The sequence below is a fragment of the Nesterenkonia sp. E16_10 genome (assembly GCF_017347085.1).
In the GTDB taxonomy this organism is placed as follows: Bacteria; Actinomycetota; Actinomycetes; order Actinomycetales; family Micrococcaceae; genus Nesterenkonia.
This window is the reverse complement of the sequence record NZ_JADPSA010000037.1, coordinates 1-20114: the sequence shown is the minus strand read 5'-3', so window position 1 is coordinate 20114 and position 20114 is coordinate 1. Positions and strand designations below refer to the sequence as shown.

The following is a 20114-nucleotide window of genomic DNA, read 5'->3' as shown; positions in this document are numbered from 1 at the left end:
GTGAGCTACCCGGCTCACACTTCACACCAGGCGGCCCCGCAACTACAGGGAGAGGTTTCCAGAGAAGTGACAGACATGACTTTCGTCTCACGCCGTGACCGGCGCCGCCAGACCAAGCCCTCACTGGCAAAGGCCGTGGCATCCAACGCCGGCACCGTCGGACGAGGCGCGGCAGCAGCCGTCGCCGCCTCCGGCCTCGTGATCACCTCAGGAGTCGCCGCGAACGCCGGCACCGACATCAGCACCCCCGAGGTCACCACCCTGGACGTGACCACATCCGGTCTCAGCGTGGAGCGCGCCAGCACCACCTCCGCCGTGGCCGTGACCGCATCCAGCGAGGTCGAGCTCTCCTTCGACCGTCCCATGGTGACCTCCAGCCCCGCACCTGTGGTGGAACCAGAGCCAGAGCCCGCTCCGGCCCCGGAGCCCGCACCTGAGCCGGACCCGGAGTCCGCACCTGAGCCCGAGCCGGAGCCGGAGCCAGCACCTGAGCCCACCCCAGTGGTGGAAGAGGTGGAAGAGGCCGTCACCGCCTCCATGCCGATGCCAACCGAGCCGGAAGCTCCCGCGCAGCAGACTGATCCCGCACCGCAGGAGCAGCAGTCCAGCACCGGAAACACCGGTTGGTCCAACGCCGGCCAGCAGGGTGGAAACACCGGGCAGGCTCAGAGCAGCACCGGCCAGCAGACTTCGCAAGCCAACACCGGCCAGCAGTCACAGGGCAACACCCAGGTCGCCTCAACCTCCCCCGCACAGGAAGAGGCCCCGGCCGCTTCCAGCGGCGGCAACGGCTCGATCGTGGGCGCCGCCTATGCAGGTCTCGGCAACCCCTACGTCCTCGGTGGCACTTCACCGTCTTCGGGTTGGGACTGCTCCGGCTTCATCAACTGGGCCTACAACCAGGCCGGCGAATCGCTGCCGCGCACCACTTACGGCATGATGGCCTCAATGCGCCAGGTCTCCTCGCCCTCCCCGGGCGACATCGTCATCCAGAACGGTGGCAGCCACGCCGCCATCTACGTGGGCAACGGCCAGCTCATCGGCGCCAACAACCCCCGCGTGGGCACCATCCAGTACCCGCTGAACTCCCCGTACTGGACCAACACCATGTACCTCAGCGCGAACTGACGCTTTCGCCGCCTCGGCGGTGCAGTAGAAACCTCGGCCGCAGGGCGCGATCCTCACAGGGATCGCGCCCTGCGGCTACCAGGTTCACGAACTTGGAGTGAGTGAATGAGACCAGCAAGGTCTCCGGCGCCACCGATGATCACCCAAGTTGACGCTTAGTCCGTGCTGGACAGAGCACCGCCAAGGAGCCACCGATTGCCGGCGCAGATACCAATCTACGATCAGTTCATGACGGATAGCTCCACCGGTACGGTCAAGGTCCTTGTGGTCGACGATGAGAGACCACTTCTGCGTCTCGTTGAGCAGTACCTTCACCGCGAAGGAATGAACGTAGCAACCACCAGCGACGGCGCTGCTGCCGTAGAGATGGTCCGGGATCAAGACCCCGCCGTGGTGATCCTGGATCTGGGCCTGCCGGGTATGGATGGTGTCGAGGTGTGCCGCCAGATCCGCACCTTCTCCGACTGTTACGTCGTCATGCTCACTGCACGTGCCGAGGAAGTGGACCGGCTCATCGGGCTTTCCGTCGGTGCCGATGACTATGTGACCAAACCCTTCAGCCCCCGTGAGTTAGTGCTGCGAGTGCGTGCCATGCTGCGCCGGCCACGGCAGGGCCCACGAGCTGTCTCCCGGGTCGTTGAGATCGGGGCGCTCCGCGTCGACTTGGCCGGACGTGATGTCCATCTTCGAGGTGCACCAGTTGAACTGACCCGTACAGAGTTCGACGTCTTGGCTGCCCTGATCTCAGAACAGGGGGTCGCAATTTCTCGACGGGAACTGATCACTCGGGTATGGGGCCAGGACTGGTTTGGAGATAGACACCTGGTCGATGTCCACGTGGGTCATCTCCGCCGAAAGCTCGGAGATGTCCCGACAGATCCTGAGTTCATTCACACCGTTCGTGGTATCGGGTACAAGGCGGGATCCGCTCGATGAAACAGCAACGACGAGGCGCCGGACTCGGAACGCGCATCCTGGCTGCCCTGATCGTGGTGCTCTGTGTCGCCGCTGCCACCGCATGGCTCGTCGCGCTCATCATCGGACCGTTGATCTTTCATGACCACATGCTGATGGTAGAGAGCGTCAACCCTGAACCAGAAGTCATCACTCATGCCGAAGAAGCCTTTGACGCCGCGTGGACACTCACCCTCGCACTCGCGCTACTGGCAGCCGTGGCAACCTCAGTCATCGTCACACTCTTCCTGGTCCGTCGACTCATCGGCCCAATCAGCACAGTCCGTGGCGCGGTCACCCAAGTCTCAGAGGGCGACTACACCGCCCGGGTGCCTGAGGTGAGCATGGGCGCTGAATTCACAGAACTGATGGACGCCTTCAACACGATGGCCAGCAAGCTGGACCAGACCGAAAGCACCCGCAAACGGCTACTCTCTGATCTGGCTCACGAGATGCGCACCCCCGTAGCCACCGTCGATGGGTATCTCGAAGCCATGCAGGACGGGGTCGCCCACGCCGATGATCAGACCCTGGTGATGTTGCGGGAACAGACCGCGCGTCTAACTCGCCTGGCCGAAGACATCTCACTGGTCAGCGCCGCCGAAGAGCGACACCTGAGTCTGCAACCAGCCCCCACCCAGGTAGGTGAGCTGCTCACGACGGCCGAAGCTCAGACGCGCGGACGCTACCGAGAGAAGCGAGTGAACCTTTTTGTCGACGCCACCGCTCAATCACAGGAAATCGGGGTCACTGTCGATAGCGGGCGCATCGGACAGGTACTCACCAACCTGTTAGACAATGCACTGCACCACACTGATCCCGGCGACGAAGTGACCCTACGAGCAGCACACTCAACAACGTCGGTGACCATAGAGGTTGCAGACACCGGCCACGGGATAGCGACTGAGCATCTGCCACACGTCTTCGAACGCTTCTACCGTGTGGACACCGCCCGAGACCGCCAACATGGAGGCTCAGGGATCGGCCTGGCCATCGTTCGCTCCATCATCACCGCCCACGGGGGAACCGTTCGCGCCCACAGCGACGGACCAGGAGCTGGGGCTGTCTTCACCGTCGAGCTACCCCGCCAGTCCGAGTGAGAACGTGAAGGTTCGATGAAGGACCACGTGTGGTCCACCGCGTCTCCGGAGCCACTGGATACCCTCAATGGCTGCACCCGAAGCAATCCCCCCGGCTCAAAGCAACCGAAACCCACGGAGGACGAGAGTGTCAACTGAGGGAACACCCCCTTCCGAAGGGCCGTCCCGACGGGGTCGACACCGCATGGTCGCCCTAGACGCAGCACGCGGCCTGGCCGTCATCGGCATGATCGCCATCAACACCGGGCCCCGCGGTGACAACGAGCTCCTGGAGATGCTCTACCGCATCCCCTATGGTCGAGCCTCTCTGCTCTTCGTCCTTCTCGGCGGCATCGGGCTGTCTTTGATGACTCGACGCTCCCTGCTGCAACAGACCCCGCTGCCCTGGGTGTCGCTGGTGTGGCGGTGCGCCCTGCTGCTCCTGGGTGGACTGGCGCTCCAGGAGCTGGATCACGACGTGGCCGTGATTCTGCAGATCTACGCGCTGCTGATCCTGTTCTCACTGCCTCTGCTGAGGGCCACCGGGTGCTCTCTGCTGCTGGTGGCGTCGACAAGCGCGCTGTTTGGACCGCTGATATGGATCATGGGACAGATCTACACCGACGGGGAATTTGATCGTGACCCTGTCGCCGTCTCTGATTCTCCGTGGGAGATCTTCACCGGCATCGTTGTCACGGGCCCCTACCCGTTGATCGTCTGGGGTGCTCCGTTCGTCTTCGGCATCTGGTTAGGACGCCAGAAACTCAGTGACTCGCGCATCAGCACCCGGTTGATCGTCTGGGGCGCCGTCGCTGCTGTGGCCGCTCACCTGGCATCAATCGCTCTGGTGGGGCTCTTCGGGGAACCCACCAGCCATATCGCGTGGCAGAGACTCCTCAGCTCGGTGGCGCATTCCCAGATGCCGCTATGGCTGATCAGCGGCACAGGCTCAGCGATATTCGTCCTGGGCGTGTGTCTGAAAATCCGCACGTGGTCCCGCCCAGGGCTGACACCGCTGATCCACCTGGGGCAGTTGGCCCTGACCGCCTACGTCGGGCATCTGCTGATCCTCGCCTCGATCGTCCGTCCAGGGCCGGACACCTTGGCCCAGGGCGTGCTCGCCACCACCGGCACAGTACTCGTGCTGATGGTCTTCGCCTCGCTCTGGCGCGTCCGGTTCAACCGGGGTCCTCTCGAGGTGCTGTTGCGGGCGCCCAAGCTTCGACGTCCCACCCCCTGAACAAGTCTCTCCGGCCTGCTCCGGTCTGGCCTGCGAAGAAGCGTTCTGTATTTGATGAAGGTTCGTTGAAGATCGCCTGTTCCCGGTATGTGTGAGACTCCTCGCGAGGTTGACTCTTCTGGACCCGAAATCAGCCTGACACCGGAGGATCTCATGACGACGAAGACTTTCACCGCGACTTTGGGAGCATTCGCTCTCGCGGCAGCACTGACCGGCTGCGGAACATCCGATGAAGAGCCCAGTGAGTCTGCCCCTGACACTGCCCAGAGCACAGAAGAGGTCTCAGACCAGCACAACGAGGCAGACGTCGAGTACATCTCCGGAATGGTCATGCATCACGCCCAGGCCGTGGAGATGTCCGACATCCTGCTCGAGAAGGACGACATCGAGACCGAAGTCTCGACCCTTGCCGAGGACATCAGAGAGGCCCAGGGCCCGGAGATCGAGCAGATGGAATCCTGGCTTGAAGCCTGGGGCGAGACGGGCACCAGTGATGGCGATATGGAAGGCATGGACCACGGAGATGGTGACATGGAGGACATGGAAGGTATGGACTCGATGGAGGGCATGTCGGACATGGAGGGCATGATGAGCGAGGATGACCTCAGTGAGCTTGAGGACGCCACCGGAACTGAAGCATCCAGACTGTTCCTGCAGCAGATGATCGCCCACCATGAAGGTGCGGTGTCCTCCGCAGAAGATCACCTGGAGAACGGCGAGAACCCTGAGGCCCTGGAGCTCTCGGAGAGCATCATCTCTGACCAGCAGGCCGAGATCGAGGAGATGGAGACCGTGCTCGAAGAACTCTGACCAACCGAGAAAGAGAGGGCCCTGCCGGATGCAGCTGCATCCGGCAGGGCCCTACTTTCTTTAGGTCTCTCTGGCTCACGTCAGGCCAGCTGTTCGACGGTGTTCCCGCCGTCCACGGTGCGCAGCACGGTGGAGTCCACGACCAGCAAGGCCTCTACGGACCCGTCCTCGGTGAGGCTGGCTGCCAGGGCGACGACCTCACCGACCGGCTCCTCGCTGGTAGTCCAGGTCTGCCCGGCGTCGCGGCTGGTCATCAGTCGTCCATCGATTCCTGACCCGACGATCGTGGTCTCATCTGCCCAGGCCACGCGCGAGATCAGCTGCGGGGTCTCAAGTGTCTCCCAGCTGGCGCCATCAGTGGAGAGCAGCAGCCCGGCTTCGGTTGCCGCGGCGATCTCCCCCGTCCCTGGTGCCATGGCCAGGGCCGCCGGAGGCGCCGAAATAGACAGCGTCTCCCAGTTCTGGCCATCTGTGCTCATGCGCAGTTCCCCGTCGAAACCGAGGATGCGATCAGCACCGGCAGTCAGGGCGTGGAAGTCTGATTCACCGCCCCGTGAGAGCACCGTCCAGCTCTCCCCCTGATCCGTGGATTCGATCAGCCCCACAGGTTCGGGCAGATCTGAACCAGCTCCTGGGTGGCCTGAGGCGAGGTAGCGACCCTCGGGGGCGAGCGTGAATCCCATCAGGTCCACGGTGGGCCCCACAGAGACCAGTTCACCGTCTTGCACGCGAAACAGCCCGTAGTGGGTAGCCAGCAGCACCACCCCGTCGGAGGGATCGCGCGCGATGCCGTGGACATGACCGATCGCAGCGCCGGACTCGGAGTCTTCACCGTCCTCAGCTCCCCCGCCGTTCTCGGAGTCTGCTGAAGGTCCAGCCTCAGCGCACGCCGCGATAGCACCAGCGCTGAGCAGTCCGATCCCGCCGGTGAGCAGGATCCTTCGGGTCAAAGCAGTCATATAGCCCTTCCTACGCGTGCCGGGAGTTCTTGAGAGCAAGAGGGTGAGTTTCCACCCTATTTGCGGATTCAGGCAGAACCGGTCGAGGGCACCTGAAGATTTGATGAAGGCCGAAACACCAACCCCCAGAGGGGCATAAGAAGGTGATGCACCGCACACCGCACCACTCGATCACGTTCGAGGAGTTCTTTAGCGACTGCTGATACTCCCCCGCTGCTGCCCCTAGCTTCCGCCGACTGCGTCTGCGGCTCCCCCTCCCCAGATGTCACACGGCCTTTACGCAAGTGCACTGGGATGCTGCGAGGGCTCCCTCACCGGATAATGCTCCGTCGCGGGTCATGACCGACTCCCCTGAGATATCCATAGGAGGTTCTGTTTCGAGAGTTTCGGCGTTCTTTTCGCGTGGCCAAAGAATCACGGCTGAGAGAGTTCCGAGTATGGCAAGTGCGGCAAGGATCGACCAGGCCACGGGGAAGCCGAAGTTCGTTGCGACCCAGCCCGCTATCGGGTAGGTCACCAGCCAAGCCATGTGCGAGAGAGAGAATTGCGCGGCAAAGGCTGCGGGTAGGGCTGGTGTCGTAACCGAAGCGCGGATGACCCGCCCGATCGGCGTGACGATCAACGCCATGCCGGCCCCGATGATCGCCCATATGGGTGCTGTGACGGCCCACTCGGTCAGTCTGGCGAGTGCCATGGTGACCGCAGAGAGCAGGCCGATAAGCAAAGTGATGGCACCGGTCAGCATCACTGTGCGATCTGCCACACGATCAAGCACAGGAGGCAACGCCACAGCGACGATCAAGGTTCCCGCACCCGCGGTGGCCAGCATCCAGGCAACGTCGGCTTGGGTGCCGCCAAGCTCATCACGGACATAGTTGACGGTGTTGACCACCACGATCGAGCTGGCTGCCGCGACCACGAGGTTCAGTCCTAGGACTCCGCGGAGTCTCGGCGTGGCGACGAATGTCTTTGTCCCGGAGGTGATGCGATCCCACACTTTGATTTCTCCGCTGGGCCTGGCGTTGGGGATACGGGTCGAGAGCACGAGAATCGCAGAGATCACGAATCCCACCGAGGTGCCGATGAACAAGAAATTGAAGGTCATGAAGGTCAGCGCAACGGCTGCCAGAACCGGGCTGAGCAGGCTCTCCATGGTGTAGGCGACCTGTGATGCCGACAGGGCGCGTGTGTAATCGGATTCCTTGGCAACGATGTCTGGGATGACTGCTTGGAAAGTAGGAGTGAAGGCCGCCGAGGCAGCTTGTAGCACCGCGATTAACACATAGATCTGCCAAATCTCGGTCACAAAGGGAAGCGCGAGCACCACCCCGGCGCGGATCACGTCCAGAAGGGTCAGGAACATGCGCCGTGGTAGACGGTCGGCGTAGGCGGCGGCCAGTGGCGCGATCACCACGTACATGACCATCTTGATGGTCAAGGCAGTGCCGAGCACCGTGCCCGCCTGCGAGCCGGCCAGCTCATAGGCCAGGAGGCCGAGGGCGACGGTCGCTAATCCAGTACCGAATAGCGCGATGACTTGGGCGCTGAACAACCGTCGGTAATCACGAATCGCAAATATACCCATAGCGGGTTCTCCTGGGTCTCTTCGTCACGGTCACGCTATTCGCCTAGGACGCCGTTGCATCCCGTGAGCCTTGATGGGCAGATCCACTCTTGGCCTGTGGTATCCACCTGAGGATCTGGGAGCTGATCACTCTGACCCCGGGGGGGGTCACTCGTTCCACTGCAAGAAAGTATACCCCCCGGGGGTATACGTCAAGGTGGGGTGAGCGCGTATTTTCTTGGGAACGCTTCCCATTCACGCACGAACGTGGAGGTGCGGTATCCAGTCTCTGACGAAGCGCCCGGATTCAAGACCGAGTGCTCCCACTGGAATGCCGGCCTGCGTGTGCACGATGCTCAGCGGTTGCACTGAGGCCACGTGCGTCGTCGTGGTGGGTCCGATGTGCCCGGCGCCGGTAAGGGTCTGATCGTAGAGTCGAACCGAGAAGGCGCTGCGCGGGAGATATGCCCCCGGGTCAGGGGCCTTACCCAGGTCGTGGAGTACCGTGAGCGCGGCGTGCGTTCCTTGGGCCGCGGCCTCTGCCCAGTGGTCAATTCTGTAGGACCCTAGGCCCGGGTGGTGGTGAACAGCCACCCCGCCGGCGGCATATACCCGCGGTGCCCCAAGTGCCCTTAGGTGATCGTCGGTCTCCACCGCCCCATTCCATGGCGCGGGGGCTGCGGGGACAGTGCCTAGCGCCACAATGATGAGATCCGCCTCGAGCCGGGTGTGGTCATCAAGGATCAGCTCGACTTGATCCTCGACAACCGCTATCTCCCTGGCTGTACGACCCAGATACATGGAGACCTGGGTGCGATGAAGCTCGGCGATTCGGTCAGCGGTGACGGGGCCTAACGCGGTGCGCCCCGGATGTGTCGAGCCACTGACAATCACAACGTCATGACCGGCCCGGCTCAGTAACGACGAGGTTTCTGCGGCGACGAGTCCAGCGCCGAGAAGAATAATGCGAGCTGGACAGGGACTCCGGACCAGCACGTTATGCACTCGCACGGCATCCTTCATCGAGTGCAACGTCGTCACCCGCTGACTCATCACCGCCGCGTTCAGGCCAGTAAGCTCGGGGTCCAAGCGCCGGGGAGTGCTCCCGGTGGCCACGATGAGTGCATCGAAGTCCATCGTGGCCCCCGATTCGAGTTCCACTGTGCGCGCCTGTAAATCCACGACCCGGGCAGTGTCGGCCACCAGCGGAACGTCTGGCTGGGGCAAGTGCGCCTGTCCAGGTTCCAGGAGCCCCGTGGCAACGCCCTTGTTTACCAAGGTCCGGTTAAAGGGCTTTTCTCTGCTGAGGCCCACTAGGTCAACCTCAATGCCCTCTACTGCGTTCAGTCCTCTCGCTGCTGCGACTCCTGCTGCCCCGGCACCGAGGATCACGATGCGTTCCGCCGCCATAGCTAGCCTCCTCGAATCTTCAGTTCTTGACCTCGATACCCCCAGGGGGTATACATGACTATACACATACCCCCTACCCCTATTGGATGGAGTTTGACGATGAGTTTGACCCAGACCTATGCCGTGACCGGAATGACCTGCGGACACTGCGAAATCGCGATCCGCTCTGAGGTCTCGCAACTGCCCGATGTCATCGACATTAAGGTCAGTGCGGCCACCGGACGCCTCGCGGTGACTTCTAAGCAGGGCGTCGATGACGCCGCCGTGATCGAGGCTGTTGACGAGGCAGGATACGACGCGGTGAGGAGCTCACAATGAGAGCGCCTTTGCGACTGGGACTCTACGGATTGGTTCTGGTGGTCGTGTTCGCCGTCTCGGGATTCACCGCCAACGCTGTCATCTCTGACGAGACCGTGCAGAACTGGACAGAAGAATCCAGAGATGGCACCCATGACGGACATGGAGGAAGTGAACAGATGAGCAGCGCGACAGCAACAGGCGAACACGAGGACCACGCCGCAGGGACTGATTCTCTCGGGCTTGCTTCTGCTCAGGAGGGGTATCAGCTCACCACCGTGAACGCCCCGACTGAGACCGGCACCGAGGGGGAGGTGTCGTTCGTGGTGACCGGACCGGATGGAGACCCTGTGACCGATTTCGACGTCGATCACGAGATGGACATGCACCTGATCGTTGTTCGCTCCGATGGGCAAGACTTCCGTCACGTCCATCCCGAGATGGACGCTCAGGGGACCTGGTCGATCCCCTGGGAATGGGAGACCGCGGGCTCCTACCAGGTCTTCGCGGACTTCGTTCCCAGCGGTACGGGCAAGGCCCTGACCCTGTCCACGGCGGTCCAGGTCGCCGGGGACTACGCCCCGGCCCCAGCTACAGAACCCATTACGCATACCAGCGTGGAGGACTTCGACGTCAGCGTTGAGGGTGACCTCATCGCGGGTCAGTCTTCGGCACTGACGATGAGCATCACTCGCGAGGGCGAGCCGGTCACCGACCTGGAGCCCTACCTGGGGGCTTATGGTCACCTGGTCGCTCTGCGCGAAGGGGACCTGGGCTACCTCCACGTCCACCCGCACGGCGAGGAACCCGAGACGGGTGAGACCTCCGGCCCGAATATCACCTTCATGACCACCGCACCCACCGACGGTCGGTACCTGCTCTACCTCGACTTCAAGGTAGAGAACGAGGTGCACACCGCGCAGCTAGTCCTAGACGCCACCAAGGCAGGCCACGACGGGGCCGACTCCTCCGCTGAGGAGGACTCGGATTCCTTGGACTCCAGGCATGACCACGAAGAGGATGACGATCATGGCCACTGAGAACGCCACCAGCACCAGCGATACCACCGTCACTAGTACGGTCGAGTTACAGATCGGTGGGATGACGTGCGCTTCCTGTGCGAACCGGATTGAGAAGAAGCTCAACCAGCTCGATGGGGTCACCGCCAGTGTCAATTACGCCACTGAGAAGGCTAGCGTCACAGGGGCAGCCGACTTGGACCCGCAATCACTGATCAGCGAGGTCGAAAAGACCGGTTATACCGCCACCTTGCCGAAACCTCCGAAAAATAGCGCAAGTAGTGATCGCGACGAGGAGGGTGAGTCGGCGGAGGATACTGAACTGCGGGTGCTTAAGCAGCGCCTGATTGGGGCTGCGCTGTTGGCCACGCCGGTAGTTGCAATGGCGATGATCCCGGCCCTGCAGTTCGACTACTGGGGGTTCGCCTCCCTGGCATTGGGTGCACCGGTAGTGGTGTGGGCCGGGTGGCCCTTCCACAAGGCCGCGTGGAAGAACCTGAGAAACGGGGCCGCCACCATGGACACTCTGATCTCGGTGGGCACCTCCTCAGCGTTGATCTGGTCGATAATCGCCCTATTCTTCGGAACTGCTGGCCAACCCGGAGTGGTTCACCCCTTCGAGCTGACGATCTCGCGCTCCGACGGTTTGGGACACATTTACCTCGAAGTAGGTGCAGGGGTGATCACCTTCATCCTCTTGGGCCGATATTTCGAGAAACGCTCCAAACGACAAGCCGGGGCCGCACTACGGGCCCTGCTGGAACTAGGAGCGAAGGAAGTCTCGATCCTCCGCGATGGGAAGGAACAGAGGGTCTCAATCGAGGATCTCTCCGTGGGGGATGAGTTCGTGGTTCGCCCCGGGGAGAAGATCGCTACCGACGGCATCATCACCTCCGGTCGGTCGGCAATCGATGCCTCCATGCTCACTGGTGAATCTGTACCCGTGGAGGTCACTGACGGTGACACCGTCGCCGGTGCCACCGTCAATGCTGGAGGTCGCCTGGTCATTCGGGCTACCCGAGTGGGATCAGATACCCAACTCTCACAGATGGCGAAGCTGGTCGAAGATGCCCAGTCGGGTAAGGCAGAAATCCAACGATTGGCCGACCGGGTCTCCGGGGTCTTCGTCCCGGTAGCCATCGCGGTGGCCGCGGCAACCCTCGGGGCCTGGCTGATGGCCGGGTTCCCTATCGCGGCAGCATTCACCGCCACAGTCGCGGTACTTATCATCGCCTGCCCCTGCGCCCTCGGATTGGCAACTCCGACCGCGCTATTGGTCGGCACCGGACGAGGTGCCCAGATGGGGGTGCTCATCAAGGGCCCCGAGGTCCTGGAATCCACCCGCAGAGTTGACACGATCGTGCTGGATAAGACCGGCACTGTCACCACCGGGAAAATGACACTGACCGATGTACTCCCGGCCGCAGGCGTGGACCGCAACGAACTGGTGCGCCTGGCTGGCGGGCTCGAAGACGCCTCTGAGCATCCGATCGCGCAGGCGATCGCTGCTGGGGCGACCAGCCAGGTCGGCGAACTGCCGACCCCGGAGTCCTTCGAGAACATCGAAGGCAAAGGCGTCCAGGGCGTCGTCGATGGTCACGCTGTCATTGCCGGCCGGGAGTCCTTGCTCAACGAGTGGTCCCTCTACCTCGATGAGGAACTAAAGGCAGCCAAGCAGGTAGCCGAGTCCGAGGGTAAAACCGCGATCGCTGTGGGTTGGGATGGTCAGGCCCGAGGAGTGCTGGTGGTCTCGGATCAGGTCAAACCCACCAGCGCAGACGCGATCGCGCAGTTCAAGGAACTCGGCCTGACCCCGGTGCTCCTGACTGGAGATAACCAGACTGTGGCCGAGCAGGTCGCTGCCCAAGTAGGTATCGACCAGGTGATCGCCGAGGTTTTGCCCAAGGACAAGGTCGATGTCGTCGTCCGCCTTCAGCGTGAAGGAAAGGTGGTGGCGATGGTCGGGGATGGGATCAATGACGCCCCGGCCTTGGCTCAGGCTGATTTGGGTCTGGCGATGGGTACCGGGACGGATGTGGCCATTGAGGCCGCTGACATCACCCTGGTCCGTGGGGATCTGCGCGCAGCCGCAGACGCTATCCGGCTAGCGCGCAGAACGCTGCGCACAATCAAGCAGAACCTGTTCTGGGCGTTTGGGTATAACACTCTAGCGATCCCGATCGCTGCCTTGGGACTGCTCAACCCGATGCTCGCCGGAGCGGCAATGGCCTTCTCGAGTGTCTCGGTGGTCTCAAACAGCCTGCGGCTACGCACTTTCAAAGCCAAAGCTGACCAGAGCAGCACCCCGGCCGCGGCCGCTACCCCTTCACGTGAACCGATGACCCCCTAACGACACAATGACAGAGAGGAACACATGATGAGCCCAGATATCCACCTCAATAATCACCCCTACGAGGAGAACTCCATCGCCGATGACCGCCCCGGAGGGAACACTGCATCCGGAGGGTGTTGTGGTCACACACCCAAGACCGAGGACCTTGCGGAGACCTCCGGCGATAATCTCGCCGCGTGTCCGGTCATGGCTGGTACTCCGGTGATCAAATGTGAGGCTGAAGAGGTCGGGCTTTACCGCGACTATCAGGGTCAGCGTTACTGGCTGTGCTGTGATGGTTGCGGACCGCTCTTCGACGCTGACCCCGACCGCTACGCCGCTACCGCATAGCAAGCTCTTCGCCCATTCGGTGTGCCCCAGGAGGCAACTCTCTCTGGGGCACACCGACCCCTGGCTCTAGCACCACCAGCACGCAGGAGACCCCAGCATGAATCAGCAGTCGTCACGATCACATCAAGCACCTGACCGCGATTCTCACGACGAGCACAGTGGTCATCACAATCGGCGCGCTCACCCACCCGGTCATGGCGACCACGATGGGCATGAACGTGAGGACCGTGGGCACGAAGGCCAGCACCACGCTGGGCACGAAACACACGGCGGTCACGCTGGGCACAATCACGACAACCATGGAGACCACGTCGGTCAGTTCCGCCGGTTGTTCTGGATCATGTTGGTCCTGGCGGTGCCGGTCGTGGGGTTCAATGAGATGTTCGCCCACTTGCTCGGTTACCAACTCCCGGACACCACATGGGTGTGGTGGGTGTCCCCCGTCCTAGGCACGATCATCTATTTCTGGGGTGGTCAACCATTCCTGACTGGCGCAATATCGGAAATTCGCGCCAGGCAACCCGGGATGATGCTGCTCATCGGACTCGCCATCACCGTGGCCTTCTTCGCGTCCTGGGGCGCGACGCTGAGGATCCTGGATCATGAGCTGAACTTCTGGTGGGAACTGGCCCTCTTGGTGGTCATCATGCTGCTGGGCCATTGGATCGAAATGCGCTCCCTGGCGCAGACCACCTCCGCATTAGACTCCCTGGCAGCGCTCCTGCCCGATGAGGCCGAGAAAGTCCAAGGCGAGGACATCGTGAAGGTCTCCCCAGCTGACCTCGTCGTCGGCGATGTGGTGATCGTGAGACCAGGTTCTTCGGTGCCGGCCGATGGGAAGATCATCGACGGCAGCGCCTCGATGGATGAGTCGATGGTGACCGGAGAGTCAAAGCCGGTGCGCCGTCATACCAACGAACACGTCGTGGCCGGGACCGTGGCGACCGATTCCGGTGTGCGCGTCGAAGTCACTGCGATCGGCGAAGACACCGCTCTGGCAGGTATTCAGAAACTCGTCTCTGAAGCCCAGGCATCATCTTCCAGGGCACAGCGTATCGCCGATACCGCCGCAGCCTGGCTGTTCTGGTTTGCCTTGAGTGCGGCCCTGGTCACCGCGTTAGTCTGGGCCCTCCTTGGTATGCCGGATGCTGCCGTAGTGCGCACCATCACTGTCCTAGTCATTGCCTGCCCCCACGCGTTGGGGTTGGCGATCCCGTTGGTGGTTTCTATCGCCACCGAACGCGCCGCCCGCGGTGGAGTGTTGGTCAAAGACCGCCTCGCGCTGGAGTCCATGCGCACCATAGACTCAGTGCTCTTCGATAAGACCGGGACTCTGACCAAGGGCGAACCCACGGTTACCAGCATTCACCCGGCAGGGAACCTCCAAGAAGCCGACGTGTTGGCACTGGCGGCTGCTGCAGAATCCGATAGTGAGCATCCTCTGGCCCGGGCAATCGTAGGAGCCGCAAACACCCGCGGCCTGAACGTGCCTAAGGCCAACGACTTCTCCTCATCCCCGGCTGTCGGGGTCAGAGCCAGCGTTGATGGAGTTGTTGTTGAGGTCGGCGGCCCCTACCTCCTGGAGCAACACCGCCAAAAGGAGCTCTCAATCGCCGAACAATGGCGGAAAGAGGGCGCGATCATTCTTCATGTGCTGGCAGATGACGAGGTCATCGGAGCGCTCCGTTTGGCTGACGAGATCCGGCCCGAGTCCCGTGACGCTGTCGCGGCTCTCCATGCCGCCGGTTCAGAGGTGGTGATGATCACTGGAGATGCGCAGGCTGTGGCCGAAACCGTGGCCGCCGAGTTGGGCATCGACCGAGTGTTCGCCGGTGTGCGGCCGGAGGAGAAGTCCGCCAAGGTCGCCGAACTCCAGGCCGAGGGGCGAAAAGTCGCCATGGTCGGCGACGGTGTCAATGACGCTCCCGCACTGGCACAGGCCGATGTCGGTATCGCCATCGGCGCGGGCACCGACGTGGCCATCGGGTCCGCCGGGGTGATCCTCGCCTCCTCAGACCCACGATCGGTCCTTTCGGTCTTCGAACTCTCCCGCGCCAGCTACCGGAAGATGAAGCAGAACCTCTGGTGGGCTGCTGGCTATAACCTTGCCGCGGTGCCGCTGGCCGCCGGCGTGTTGGCGCCCGTCGGATTCGTGCTCCCGATGAGTATCGGCGCGATCCTGATGTCGGCCTCTACAGTTGTCGTAGCCTTGAATGCTCAACTGTTGCGCCGCCTTGACCTCACACCGCAATCCAGCACGAATCGGCTCCTCGACCGTTCACAAGAACTCAGCAAGACACAGAGCAGGAGAGAACCACGATGACCCCCACGACCGACTCGACCCCAGCAGACCATGGCTACATCAGTGAGAAGGACCGCTACCTCGCCCGCCTCAAACGCATCGAGGGTCAGACCCGCGGAATCCACCGCATGATCGACGAGGACGCTTACTGCATCGATGTCCTGACCCAGATCAGCTCAGCCACCGCCGCCTTAGAAAACGTCGCCCTGTGGCTCCTCGATGACCACCTCCGGCATTGTGTAGCAGCAGCCGTGGAGAAGGGTGGAGAAGAGGCCGACGACAAAATGGGAGAAGCACTCGCCGCAATAACCCGACTCGTCAAATCCTGACCTACACAATTCCCCGGCGCGTCCTTTTTCGGCTGGACACGATGTATGCCCCTCCGTGGGTTGGCGTCATGGTCTCGTTCAGACGGTTGACCCGTCTACGTTTGAGAGTTTCAGATCTGTCCTAATCTCATTCGGAAATTAATGCCGCGTAGAGGTTTATGGCGCATTTGAAGTCAAGAGGGGGTGCTCATGTCATCAAGACTGTCGTCGCGGCCTGCCCGTAAGCCGGTCGCTCACAGGGCACTCCCTCACTCCAAACCCAACCCATACGCATGCTGGCATCGGAGTGCCCGTATACCCCGCTCGATTGAGATGCACGGTGAGGGCCCGGTATTCGCGACATGGCGGGTTGATCAATCGGACCAGCTGACGAGACCTTGGACCTAAGCCTGTCGAAGCCCACCATCAGCACCGATCTCACGGTCTGGACCCACTCACTGGTGAGGCACCAACCCAAACATGTATAGTCTTACATGTAAGCCCCGTGCCGACCGCTGGTCCTAGACCACGTCGCCGGGGCTATGTTTTTGAGATGATGTCTCCATGTCTGACGCATGGATCGACTCCTGGCTCGGCGCCGCGCGCTTCCAACGCTACGTCGAGGAGTGCAATGGCGACCGCCAACAGGCACTGAATTTGTACGAATGGAATGTCGCTGCCGGGCAAGCCCTCATGCACGACATCGCCCACTTCGAAGTCGCACTCCGCAACTCCTACGACATCGTCATTTCTTCATTATGGCCCCACCAGACCCACTGGTTACTCCACGCCGAATCTCCCGCAGTGATGCCCATATGGCGCACCAAGAACGTTCGTGGCATCAAGCGAGGCTCAGACGTCAATTCGATTAACAGGAAGAACGTCGATCAAGCGATCGCCAAATGCGGCGACAGCCAAGCTTCTCCCGGAAAAGTCATTGCCGAACTGACGTTCGGATTTTGGCGTCAGCTCACCACGAACTCGATGGAGAAGACGCTCTGGGTTCCCTACCTCCACCACGCATTCCCTAAAGGCACCTCGCGCAAAGAAGTAGATGGACAGGTAGGAGAGGTCAACAAGCTGCGCAACCGAATCGCTCACCATGAACCCCTGTTCACTCCCACGTTAGACCCAAAGTCGACGCACGAGGGGATGATGTCGTGTTTGCAACTACTCGCCCCTCCCGTCCACAATCACGTCGCACAGACCTCGATTTTCAACCAGGTACTCGGCCAGAAACCCTGAGCTGCGACTTTCCCCGCTAGGAGGGGCGCCCTGTCCTCACCTACTAGCGCGGAAAGCCGAACAGATCCCCTACGTATCGCTGATGACCAAGCAGATGCGTATCCGCCCAGAACCTCAGAGGTTCTTCTTCAGCCATGCCGTCACGTTTGAATCAACATTCGCTGTACCCCAGCCCTGACCGGTGACATTCACGACCACAATGCTGTCATTGCCGTCGACGTGCTTCTTGATCCCGTCTCGAAGCTGCCCCGCAGTCAGGGACGTCTTCACGAAGAAGCTGCTCGCGAGGGGTTTCGCCCAACTTTGGTGAGACTTCAGATACTCGATGAGCTTCGTATAGTTTTGGCCTGTCTTGTTGAGGTCGTAATTGACCCAGTGCACTGCCATGTTTCCTCCAGGTGATATTTCGTTGGCCGGTGAGGCGGGTCGACGGCTGGGAAACCGCCGACCCGCAGCATCACTTCTCGTTGCGAACGCCCTTGTGCTGGTTGTCGCTCCCGTTGAGGATCCGACCGGTGGCGGTGTCCCGCTTGAACCACGTACTGCCGCGCTTGAACTCGCTGCGTCCCTTGACCGCACCGACGCGGTGCCCATTTCCAGTGTTCTTTGCCATACCCTTCACCTCCGTCCCGAGGAGCCAGGTCCACTGTGTGGGGCCCTCAGTAGGTAGTCGAGACAGGGGGCCAAAAAGTTAGGGCTAGGAGCGGCATTCCACACATTCACCGTCAACAAACAGGTGAGGTTGGAACAGCATGAAGCAGCGGCCACACCTCACCTCGCGCTTGGCGAGTCGCTCACATTTGCAATCGCCGCAACGAGGGCAGTATGGCTGGCCACAGTCAGGGCACGGATATCCTCGACTCTCAAAAGTGGTCCCGCAGCACGAATCAGTAAGCAGCGGGCGACGATCGAAGTCTCTCTGAGTGGGGGCGTGGAATTCTGCGATGTTCCAAAGGTCTGAATCGCTGAAGACAGCGAAGATCCGTTTATCGTCCGCGATAGCTTCCACGTAGAAGCTCTCTTGTGTGCCCCAGGGTGTCCGCCAGGGCAAGCGTCGAGCTGCGTCTTCCCCTGGGGCGAGGCCAAGCAGAGGGTGACTCTCCGGGAGCTCCTGGTCGCGCCAGGGAAAAACGGAGGGCCATCCTTGCTCAGGGTCTGGCCGGACACTGGCGTGGGTGACGGTCCGAGTGAATCGATCGATGATCGCGATCGCTCCCAAGCCTGGCAAATGCTGAGCCAAGGCGATTGCGCACACAGGTCGACTCGCCTGTGTAGCGTGAAAAATGTCGATCAGGTGGTGTGCTCTAATCGACCCGCTTCCGATGACGGCACGGACCGTTGTTTCTGGCAAGAGAATTTGTTGAGCGATTCGGTCGCAGATCGTCTCGAGTAGTCGACCTGGATCGTGCTGGTCTGCTATCCAGTCATAGACATCTGGAGCTTGCTCGGCGAGCCAGTGACCGAGTTCGTGGGCCAGAGTGAAGTTCTCACGCCGGCTACTCGGGGTCGGCGCGTAGAGGATCACACCGTCCTGGAGGAATGAAACACCGTCACAGGCGCCCCCCTCGTCCCGGTGAGTCGCTAGATGCTCGACCGCAGTGACCGTTAAACCCACGTCTTCGCGGAGAACCGCAATGGGGTTCACTGCGAAACGGATACGTACATCCTCCGACAGTTGAGCTACCCCTTGTTCGACGCAAGCGTCCAAGTTCATAAGGGCGCTCACTCCTGGTCTGCACGCTCGATGCTGGTAACAAGAGCTTCGAGGGAACTGACCAGTTGTTCGGTGTCGGGACGTTCACCGCGATGAACAGTCGTGAGCATGCGTCCCTCAAGTGCCGAAGCAGCGACGGTTCTTGAGACGTGCATGGCTTCGGCCCAGCGATTGACGAGGTTCTCGAAAAGCGGGTGTCTGCGCACTGCAGCTATCTGGGGGGCGAAAGTGTCCGGCGAAGCAGTAGAGATAAGGCTCTCGACCTCTGTGCCCAAGATGTCGGCCAAAGCCTGTCCCACGGCGGGCGGAACGTCTGCCGCAGTGCGCATCTCCCATCTCAAAACGTCGCTCTTGCTAAATTCCCACCCGCGCTCCTGGAGGCGTTTGGCCACATCACTGACCGTCATGCGCGATCTCTTTCGCACGCGGGACAATGCCGTGGAGTCGATCGCGCACGATTGGTTCGGCACAAGTCCGAGCAGCGCAGCAACTGGATCGTTCTCTAACGGGGGTGCGCCCTGGGCTGAGAGCCAGAGCATGTCCGCTGTATCAGCCAGAGTCATCAGCTGATCAGTTTTTTCGCCACTCAGGCGCGCCTCGTGCAGAATGCGTTCACGTTCCTGGGGGCGATCGATCAGTTGGGTGAGGATCTCATCACGCGTACTGTCTTCCATCGTTGGTTCCCTCCCCTCTTGTGACTTCTTCTAATAGGCGTTCTAGTGCACGGGTCTTCATCTGGGTAACCCGCGCTGGAGTCACTCCTAACTCCGCTGCTATCTCAGAGCGCGGTCGCCGTAGAGCCACGAAATCCCATACGGCTTTCCGGTGACGAACGTCCAGGACCACTAGGTGGTTCGACAGTGAGGCAGCACGCGTCTGGCGGTTCAGCTCCTCCGCCACTTCTTCGGCCATGTCGGTGCCGTCGTCCCGGTCATGGATGGACTCATCGAGCTCAGGACCAGAATGGCGAACTTCTGCGGACCTGACGCGATCAAGGGCCCGTCGTTTCACCACCTTCACCAAGTAAGCCTCCCAGTTGCGGACGTCCTGCGGCGGAGACGCCAGGATTGACGTGATGGCGTCGTGGACCACGTCTTCTGCTTCTGATTCTCGCCCCAGACGGTGCAGGACCGATGCCGCGATTCTGTACATGGTGTCTCGGTGTCGGAGATATAGAGCACCCAGGTCTGGAGCCACGGCGTTCATCCGCTTTGGCTCGATGACGGACAGCAGGTATTGGGCATTCGGCACGCTCTACTCATCTTTGATACGCCTCCTCACCTCGTAGTCGAGATCAGTGCCCTTGGGTTGCCCCCGGAAGTAGGTCCACGCGTTATGCGGGCCGCGGTTTCTTCAATGGGTACAGATTTCAGCATACTCAGCCGGGCTGCGGTACCCGAGC

At 61.5% G+C, this 20114-nt stretch carries 21 protein-coding genes; 12 read left to right on the top strand and 9 right to left on the bottom strand.

All coding sequences use genetic code 11. The features are described 5' to 3' along the window. Positions 1–75 precede the first annotated feature (75 nt). The 5 genes from I2487_RS15560 (at position 76) to I2487_RS11855 (ending at position 5211) form a co-directional block, all read left to right on the top strand. On the top strand, positions 76–1128 hold the full coding sequence (locus tag I2487_RS15560; RefSeq protein ID WP_255546315.1) for a C40 family peptidase: 1053 nt from the start codon (positions 76–78) through the stop codon (positions 1126–1128). Positions 1129–1356: 228 nt separating this feature from the next. Then, positions 1357–2064, top strand: coding sequence for a response regulator (locus I2487_RS11870; RefSeq protein ID WP_207170060.1), 708 nt, complete (start codon positions 1357–1359; stop codon positions 2062–2064). Further along, positions 2061–3182 (top strand): sensor histidine kinase, encoded by a 1122-nt coding sequence (locus I2487_RS11865; RefSeq protein ID WP_207170059.1) that lies wholly within the window; start codon positions 2061–2063, stop codon positions 3180–3182. Before I2487_RS11870 ends, I2487_RS11865 begins: the two co-directional genes overlap by 4 nt. A 184-nt stretch (positions 3183–3366) precedes the next feature. Next, a complete protein-coding gene (locus I2487_RS11860) occupies positions 3367–4401 on the top strand; it encodes a DUF418 domain-containing protein (RefSeq protein ID WP_207170058.1) in 1035 nt (344 codons plus the stop codon). 153 nt (positions 4402–4554) lie between these two features. Beyond that, positions 4555–5211, top strand: coding sequence for a DUF305 domain-containing protein (locus I2487_RS11855; RefSeq protein WP_207170057.1), 657 nt, complete (start codon positions 4555–4557; stop codon positions 5209–5211). 80 nt (positions 5212–5291) lie between these two features. Here I2487_RS11855 and I2487_RS11850 read toward each other — a convergent pair whose 3' ends face one another. From I2487_RS11850 to I2487_RS11840, 3 genes are all read right to left on the bottom strand, one after another. After that, on the bottom strand, positions 5292–6170 hold the full coding sequence (locus I2487_RS11850) for a F510_1955 family glycosylhydrolase (RefSeq protein ID WP_207170056.1): 879 nt from the start codon (positions 6168–6170) through the stop codon (positions 5292–5294). Positions 6171–6435: 265 nt separating this feature from the next. After that, a complete protein-coding gene (locus I2487_RS11845) occupies positions 6436–7755 on the bottom strand; it encodes an MFS transporter (RefSeq protein ID WP_207170055.1) in 1320 nt (439 codons plus the stop codon). Positions 7756–7989: 234 nt separating this feature from the next. Then, positions 7990–9144 (bottom strand): FAD-dependent oxidoreductase, encoded by a 1155-nt coding sequence (locus I2487_RS11840; protein ID WP_207170054.1) that lies wholly within the window; start codon positions 9142–9144, stop codon positions 7990–7992. A gap of 99 nt (positions 9145–9243) precedes the next feature. Here I2487_RS11840 and I2487_RS11835 point away from each other — a divergent pair, with 99 nt between their 5' ends. From I2487_RS11835 to I2487_RS11820, 4 genes are all read left to right on the top strand, one after another. Further along, complete coding sequence (locus I2487_RS11835; protein WP_207170053.1) at positions 9244–9462, top strand: heavy-metal-associated domain-containing protein; 219 nt, start codon at positions 9244–9246, stop codon at positions 9460–9462. Between the two features lie 158 nt (positions 9463–9620). After that, a complete protein-coding gene (locus I2487_RS11830; RefSeq protein ID WP_345941418.1) occupies positions 9621–10481 on the top strand; it encodes a DUF8832 domain-containing protein in 861 nt (286 codons plus the stop codon). Next, on the top strand, positions 10471–12810 hold the full coding sequence (locus tag I2487_RS11825; RefSeq protein ID WP_207170051.1) for a heavy metal translocating P-type ATPase: 2340 nt from the start codon (positions 10471–10473) through the stop codon (positions 12808–12810). The genes I2487_RS11830 and I2487_RS11825 overlap by 11 nt, the downstream gene beginning before the upstream one ends. Positions 12811–12834: 24 nt before the next feature. Further along, complete coding sequence (locus tag I2487_RS11820; RefSeq protein WP_255546310.1) at positions 12835–13143, top strand: YHS domain-containing protein; 309 nt, start codon at positions 12835–12837, stop codon at positions 13141–13143. Positions 13144–13261: 118 nt separating this feature from the next. Here I2487_RS11820 and I2487_RS15875 read toward each other — a convergent pair whose 3' ends face one another. Beyond that, positions 13262–13534 (bottom strand): hypothetical protein, encoded by a 273-nt coding sequence (locus I2487_RS15875; protein ID WP_518523722.1) that lies wholly within the window; start codon positions 13532–13534, stop codon positions 13262–13264. Here I2487_RS15875 and I2487_RS11815 point away from each other — a divergent pair. From I2487_RS11815 to I2487_RS11805, 3 genes are all read left to right on the top strand, one after another. After that, positions 13484–15466 (top strand): heavy metal translocating P-type ATPase, encoded by a 1983-nt coding sequence (locus I2487_RS11815; RefSeq protein WP_518523721.1) that lies wholly within the window; start codon positions 13484–13486, stop codon positions 15464–15466. The two genes, I2487_RS15875 and I2487_RS11815, sit on opposite strands and share 51 nt — an antisense overlap. Beyond that, complete coding sequence (locus tag I2487_RS11810) at positions 15463–15774, top strand: metal-sensitive transcriptional regulator (protein WP_207170048.1); 312 nt, start codon at positions 15463–15465, stop codon at positions 15772–15774. The genes I2487_RS11815 and I2487_RS11810 overlap by 4 nt, the downstream gene beginning before the upstream one ends. A 543-nt stretch (positions 15775–16317) precedes the next feature. Next, entirely contained in the window at positions 16318–16998 is a 681-nt protein-coding gene (locus I2487_RS11805) for an Abi family protein (RefSeq protein ID WP_207170047.1), read from the top strand. A gap of 114 nt (positions 16999–17112) precedes the next feature. Here I2487_RS11805 and I2487_RS11800 read toward each other — a convergent pair whose 3' ends face one another. The 5 genes from I2487_RS11800 to I2487_RS11780 form a co-directional block, all read right to left on the bottom strand. Beyond that, positions 17113–17385, bottom strand: a complete 273-nt coding sequence (locus I2487_RS11800; protein ID WP_207170046.1) for a hypothetical protein — start codon at positions 17383–17385, stop codon at positions 17113–17115. A 70-nt stretch (positions 17386–17455) separates the two neighbouring features. Next, a complete protein-coding gene (locus tag I2487_RS11795) occupies positions 17456–17611 on the bottom strand; it encodes a hypothetical protein (RefSeq protein WP_207170045.1) in 156 nt (51 codons plus the stop codon). An 84-nt stretch (positions 17612–17695) separates the two neighbouring features. Continuing rightward, a complete protein-coding gene (locus I2487_RS15870; protein WP_207170044.1) occupies positions 17696–18712 on the bottom strand; it encodes an ImmA/IrrE family metallo-endopeptidase in 1017 nt (338 codons plus the stop codon). 8 nt (positions 18713–18720) lie between these two features. After that, complete coding sequence (locus I2487_RS11785; RefSeq protein WP_207170043.1) at positions 18721–19386, bottom strand: hypothetical protein; 666 nt, start codon at positions 19384–19386, stop codon at positions 18721–18723. Continuing rightward, a complete protein-coding gene (locus tag I2487_RS11780; RefSeq protein ID WP_345941417.1) occupies positions 19367–19963 on the bottom strand; it encodes a sigma-70 family RNA polymerase sigma factor in 597 nt (198 codons plus the stop codon). Before I2487_RS11780 ends, I2487_RS11785 begins: the two co-directional genes overlap by 20 nt. Positions 19964–20114: the final 151 nt, after the last annotated feature.

Bases quoted from the DNA above. Each gene is read 5' to 3' on its own strand.
- I2487_RS15560 (WP_255546315.1), top strand. From the start codon at position 76: ATGACTTTCGTCTCACGCCGTGACCGGCGCCGCCAGACCAAGCCCTCA.
- I2487_RS11870 (WP_207170060.1), top strand. From the start codon at position 1,357: ATGACGGATAGCTCCACCGGTACGGTCAAGGTCCTTGTGGTCGACGAT.
- I2487_RS11865 (WP_207170059.1), top strand. From the start codon at position 2,061: ATGAAACAGCAACGACGAGGCGCCGGACTCGGAACGCGCATCCTGGCT.
- I2487_RS11860 (WP_207170058.1), top strand. From the start codon at position 3,367: ATGGTCGCCCTAGACGCAGCACGCGGCCTGGCCGTCATCGGCATGATC.
- I2487_RS11855 (WP_207170057.1), top strand. From the start codon at position 4,555: ATGACGACGAAGACTTTCACCGCGACTTTGGGAGCATTCGCTCTCGCG.
- I2487_RS11850 (WP_207170056.1), bottom strand. From the start codon at position 6,170: ATGACTGCTTTGACCCGAAGGATCCTGCTCACCGGCGGGATCGGACTG.
- I2487_RS11845 (WP_207170055.1), bottom strand. From the start codon at position 7,755: ATGGGTATATTTGCGATTCGTGATTACCGACGGTTGTTCAGCGCCCAA.
- I2487_RS11840 (WP_207170054.1), bottom strand. From the start codon at position 9,144: ATGGCGGCGGAACGCATCGTGATCCTCGGTGCCGGGGCAGCAGGAGTC.
- I2487_RS11835 (WP_207170053.1), top strand. From the start codon at position 9,244: ATGAGTTTGACCCAGACCTATGCCGTGACCGGAATGACCTGCGGACAC.
- I2487_RS11830 (WP_345941418.1), top strand. From the start codon at position 9,621: ATGAGCAGCGCGACAGCAACAGGCGAACACGAGGACCACGCCGCAGGG.
- I2487_RS11825 (WP_207170051.1), top strand. From the start codon at position 10,471: ATGGCCACTGAGAACGCCACCAGCACCAGCGATACCACCGTCACTAGT.
- I2487_RS11820 (WP_255546310.1), top strand. From the start codon at position 12,835: ATGATGAGCCCAGATATCCACCTCAATAATCACCCCTACGAGGAGAAC.
- I2487_RS11815 (WP_518523721.1), top strand. From the start codon at position 13,484: ATGTTGGTCCTGGCGGTGCCGGTCGTGGGGTTCAATGAGATGTTCGCC.
- I2487_RS11810 (WP_207170048.1), top strand. From the start codon at position 15,463: ATGACCCCCACGACCGACTCGACCCCAGCAGACCATGGCTACATCAGT.
- I2487_RS11805 (WP_207170047.1), top strand. From the start codon at position 16,318: ATGTCTGACGCATGGATCGACTCCTGGCTCGGCGCCGCGCGCTTCCAA.
- I2487_RS11800 (WP_207170046.1), bottom strand. From the start codon at position 17,385: ATGGCAGTGCACTGGGTCAATTACGACCTCAACAAGACAGGCCAAAAC.
- I2487_RS11795 (WP_207170045.1), bottom strand. From the start codon at position 17,611: ATGGCAAAGAACACTGGAAATGGGCACCGCGTCGGTGCGGTCAAGGGA.
- I2487_RS15870 (WP_207170044.1), bottom strand. From the start codon at position 18,712: ATGAACTTGGACGCTTGCGTCGAACAAGGGGTAGCTCAACTGTCGGAG.
- I2487_RS11785 (WP_207170043.1), bottom strand. From the start codon at position 19,386: ATGGAAGACAGTACGCGTGATGAGATCCTCACCCAACTGATCGATCGC.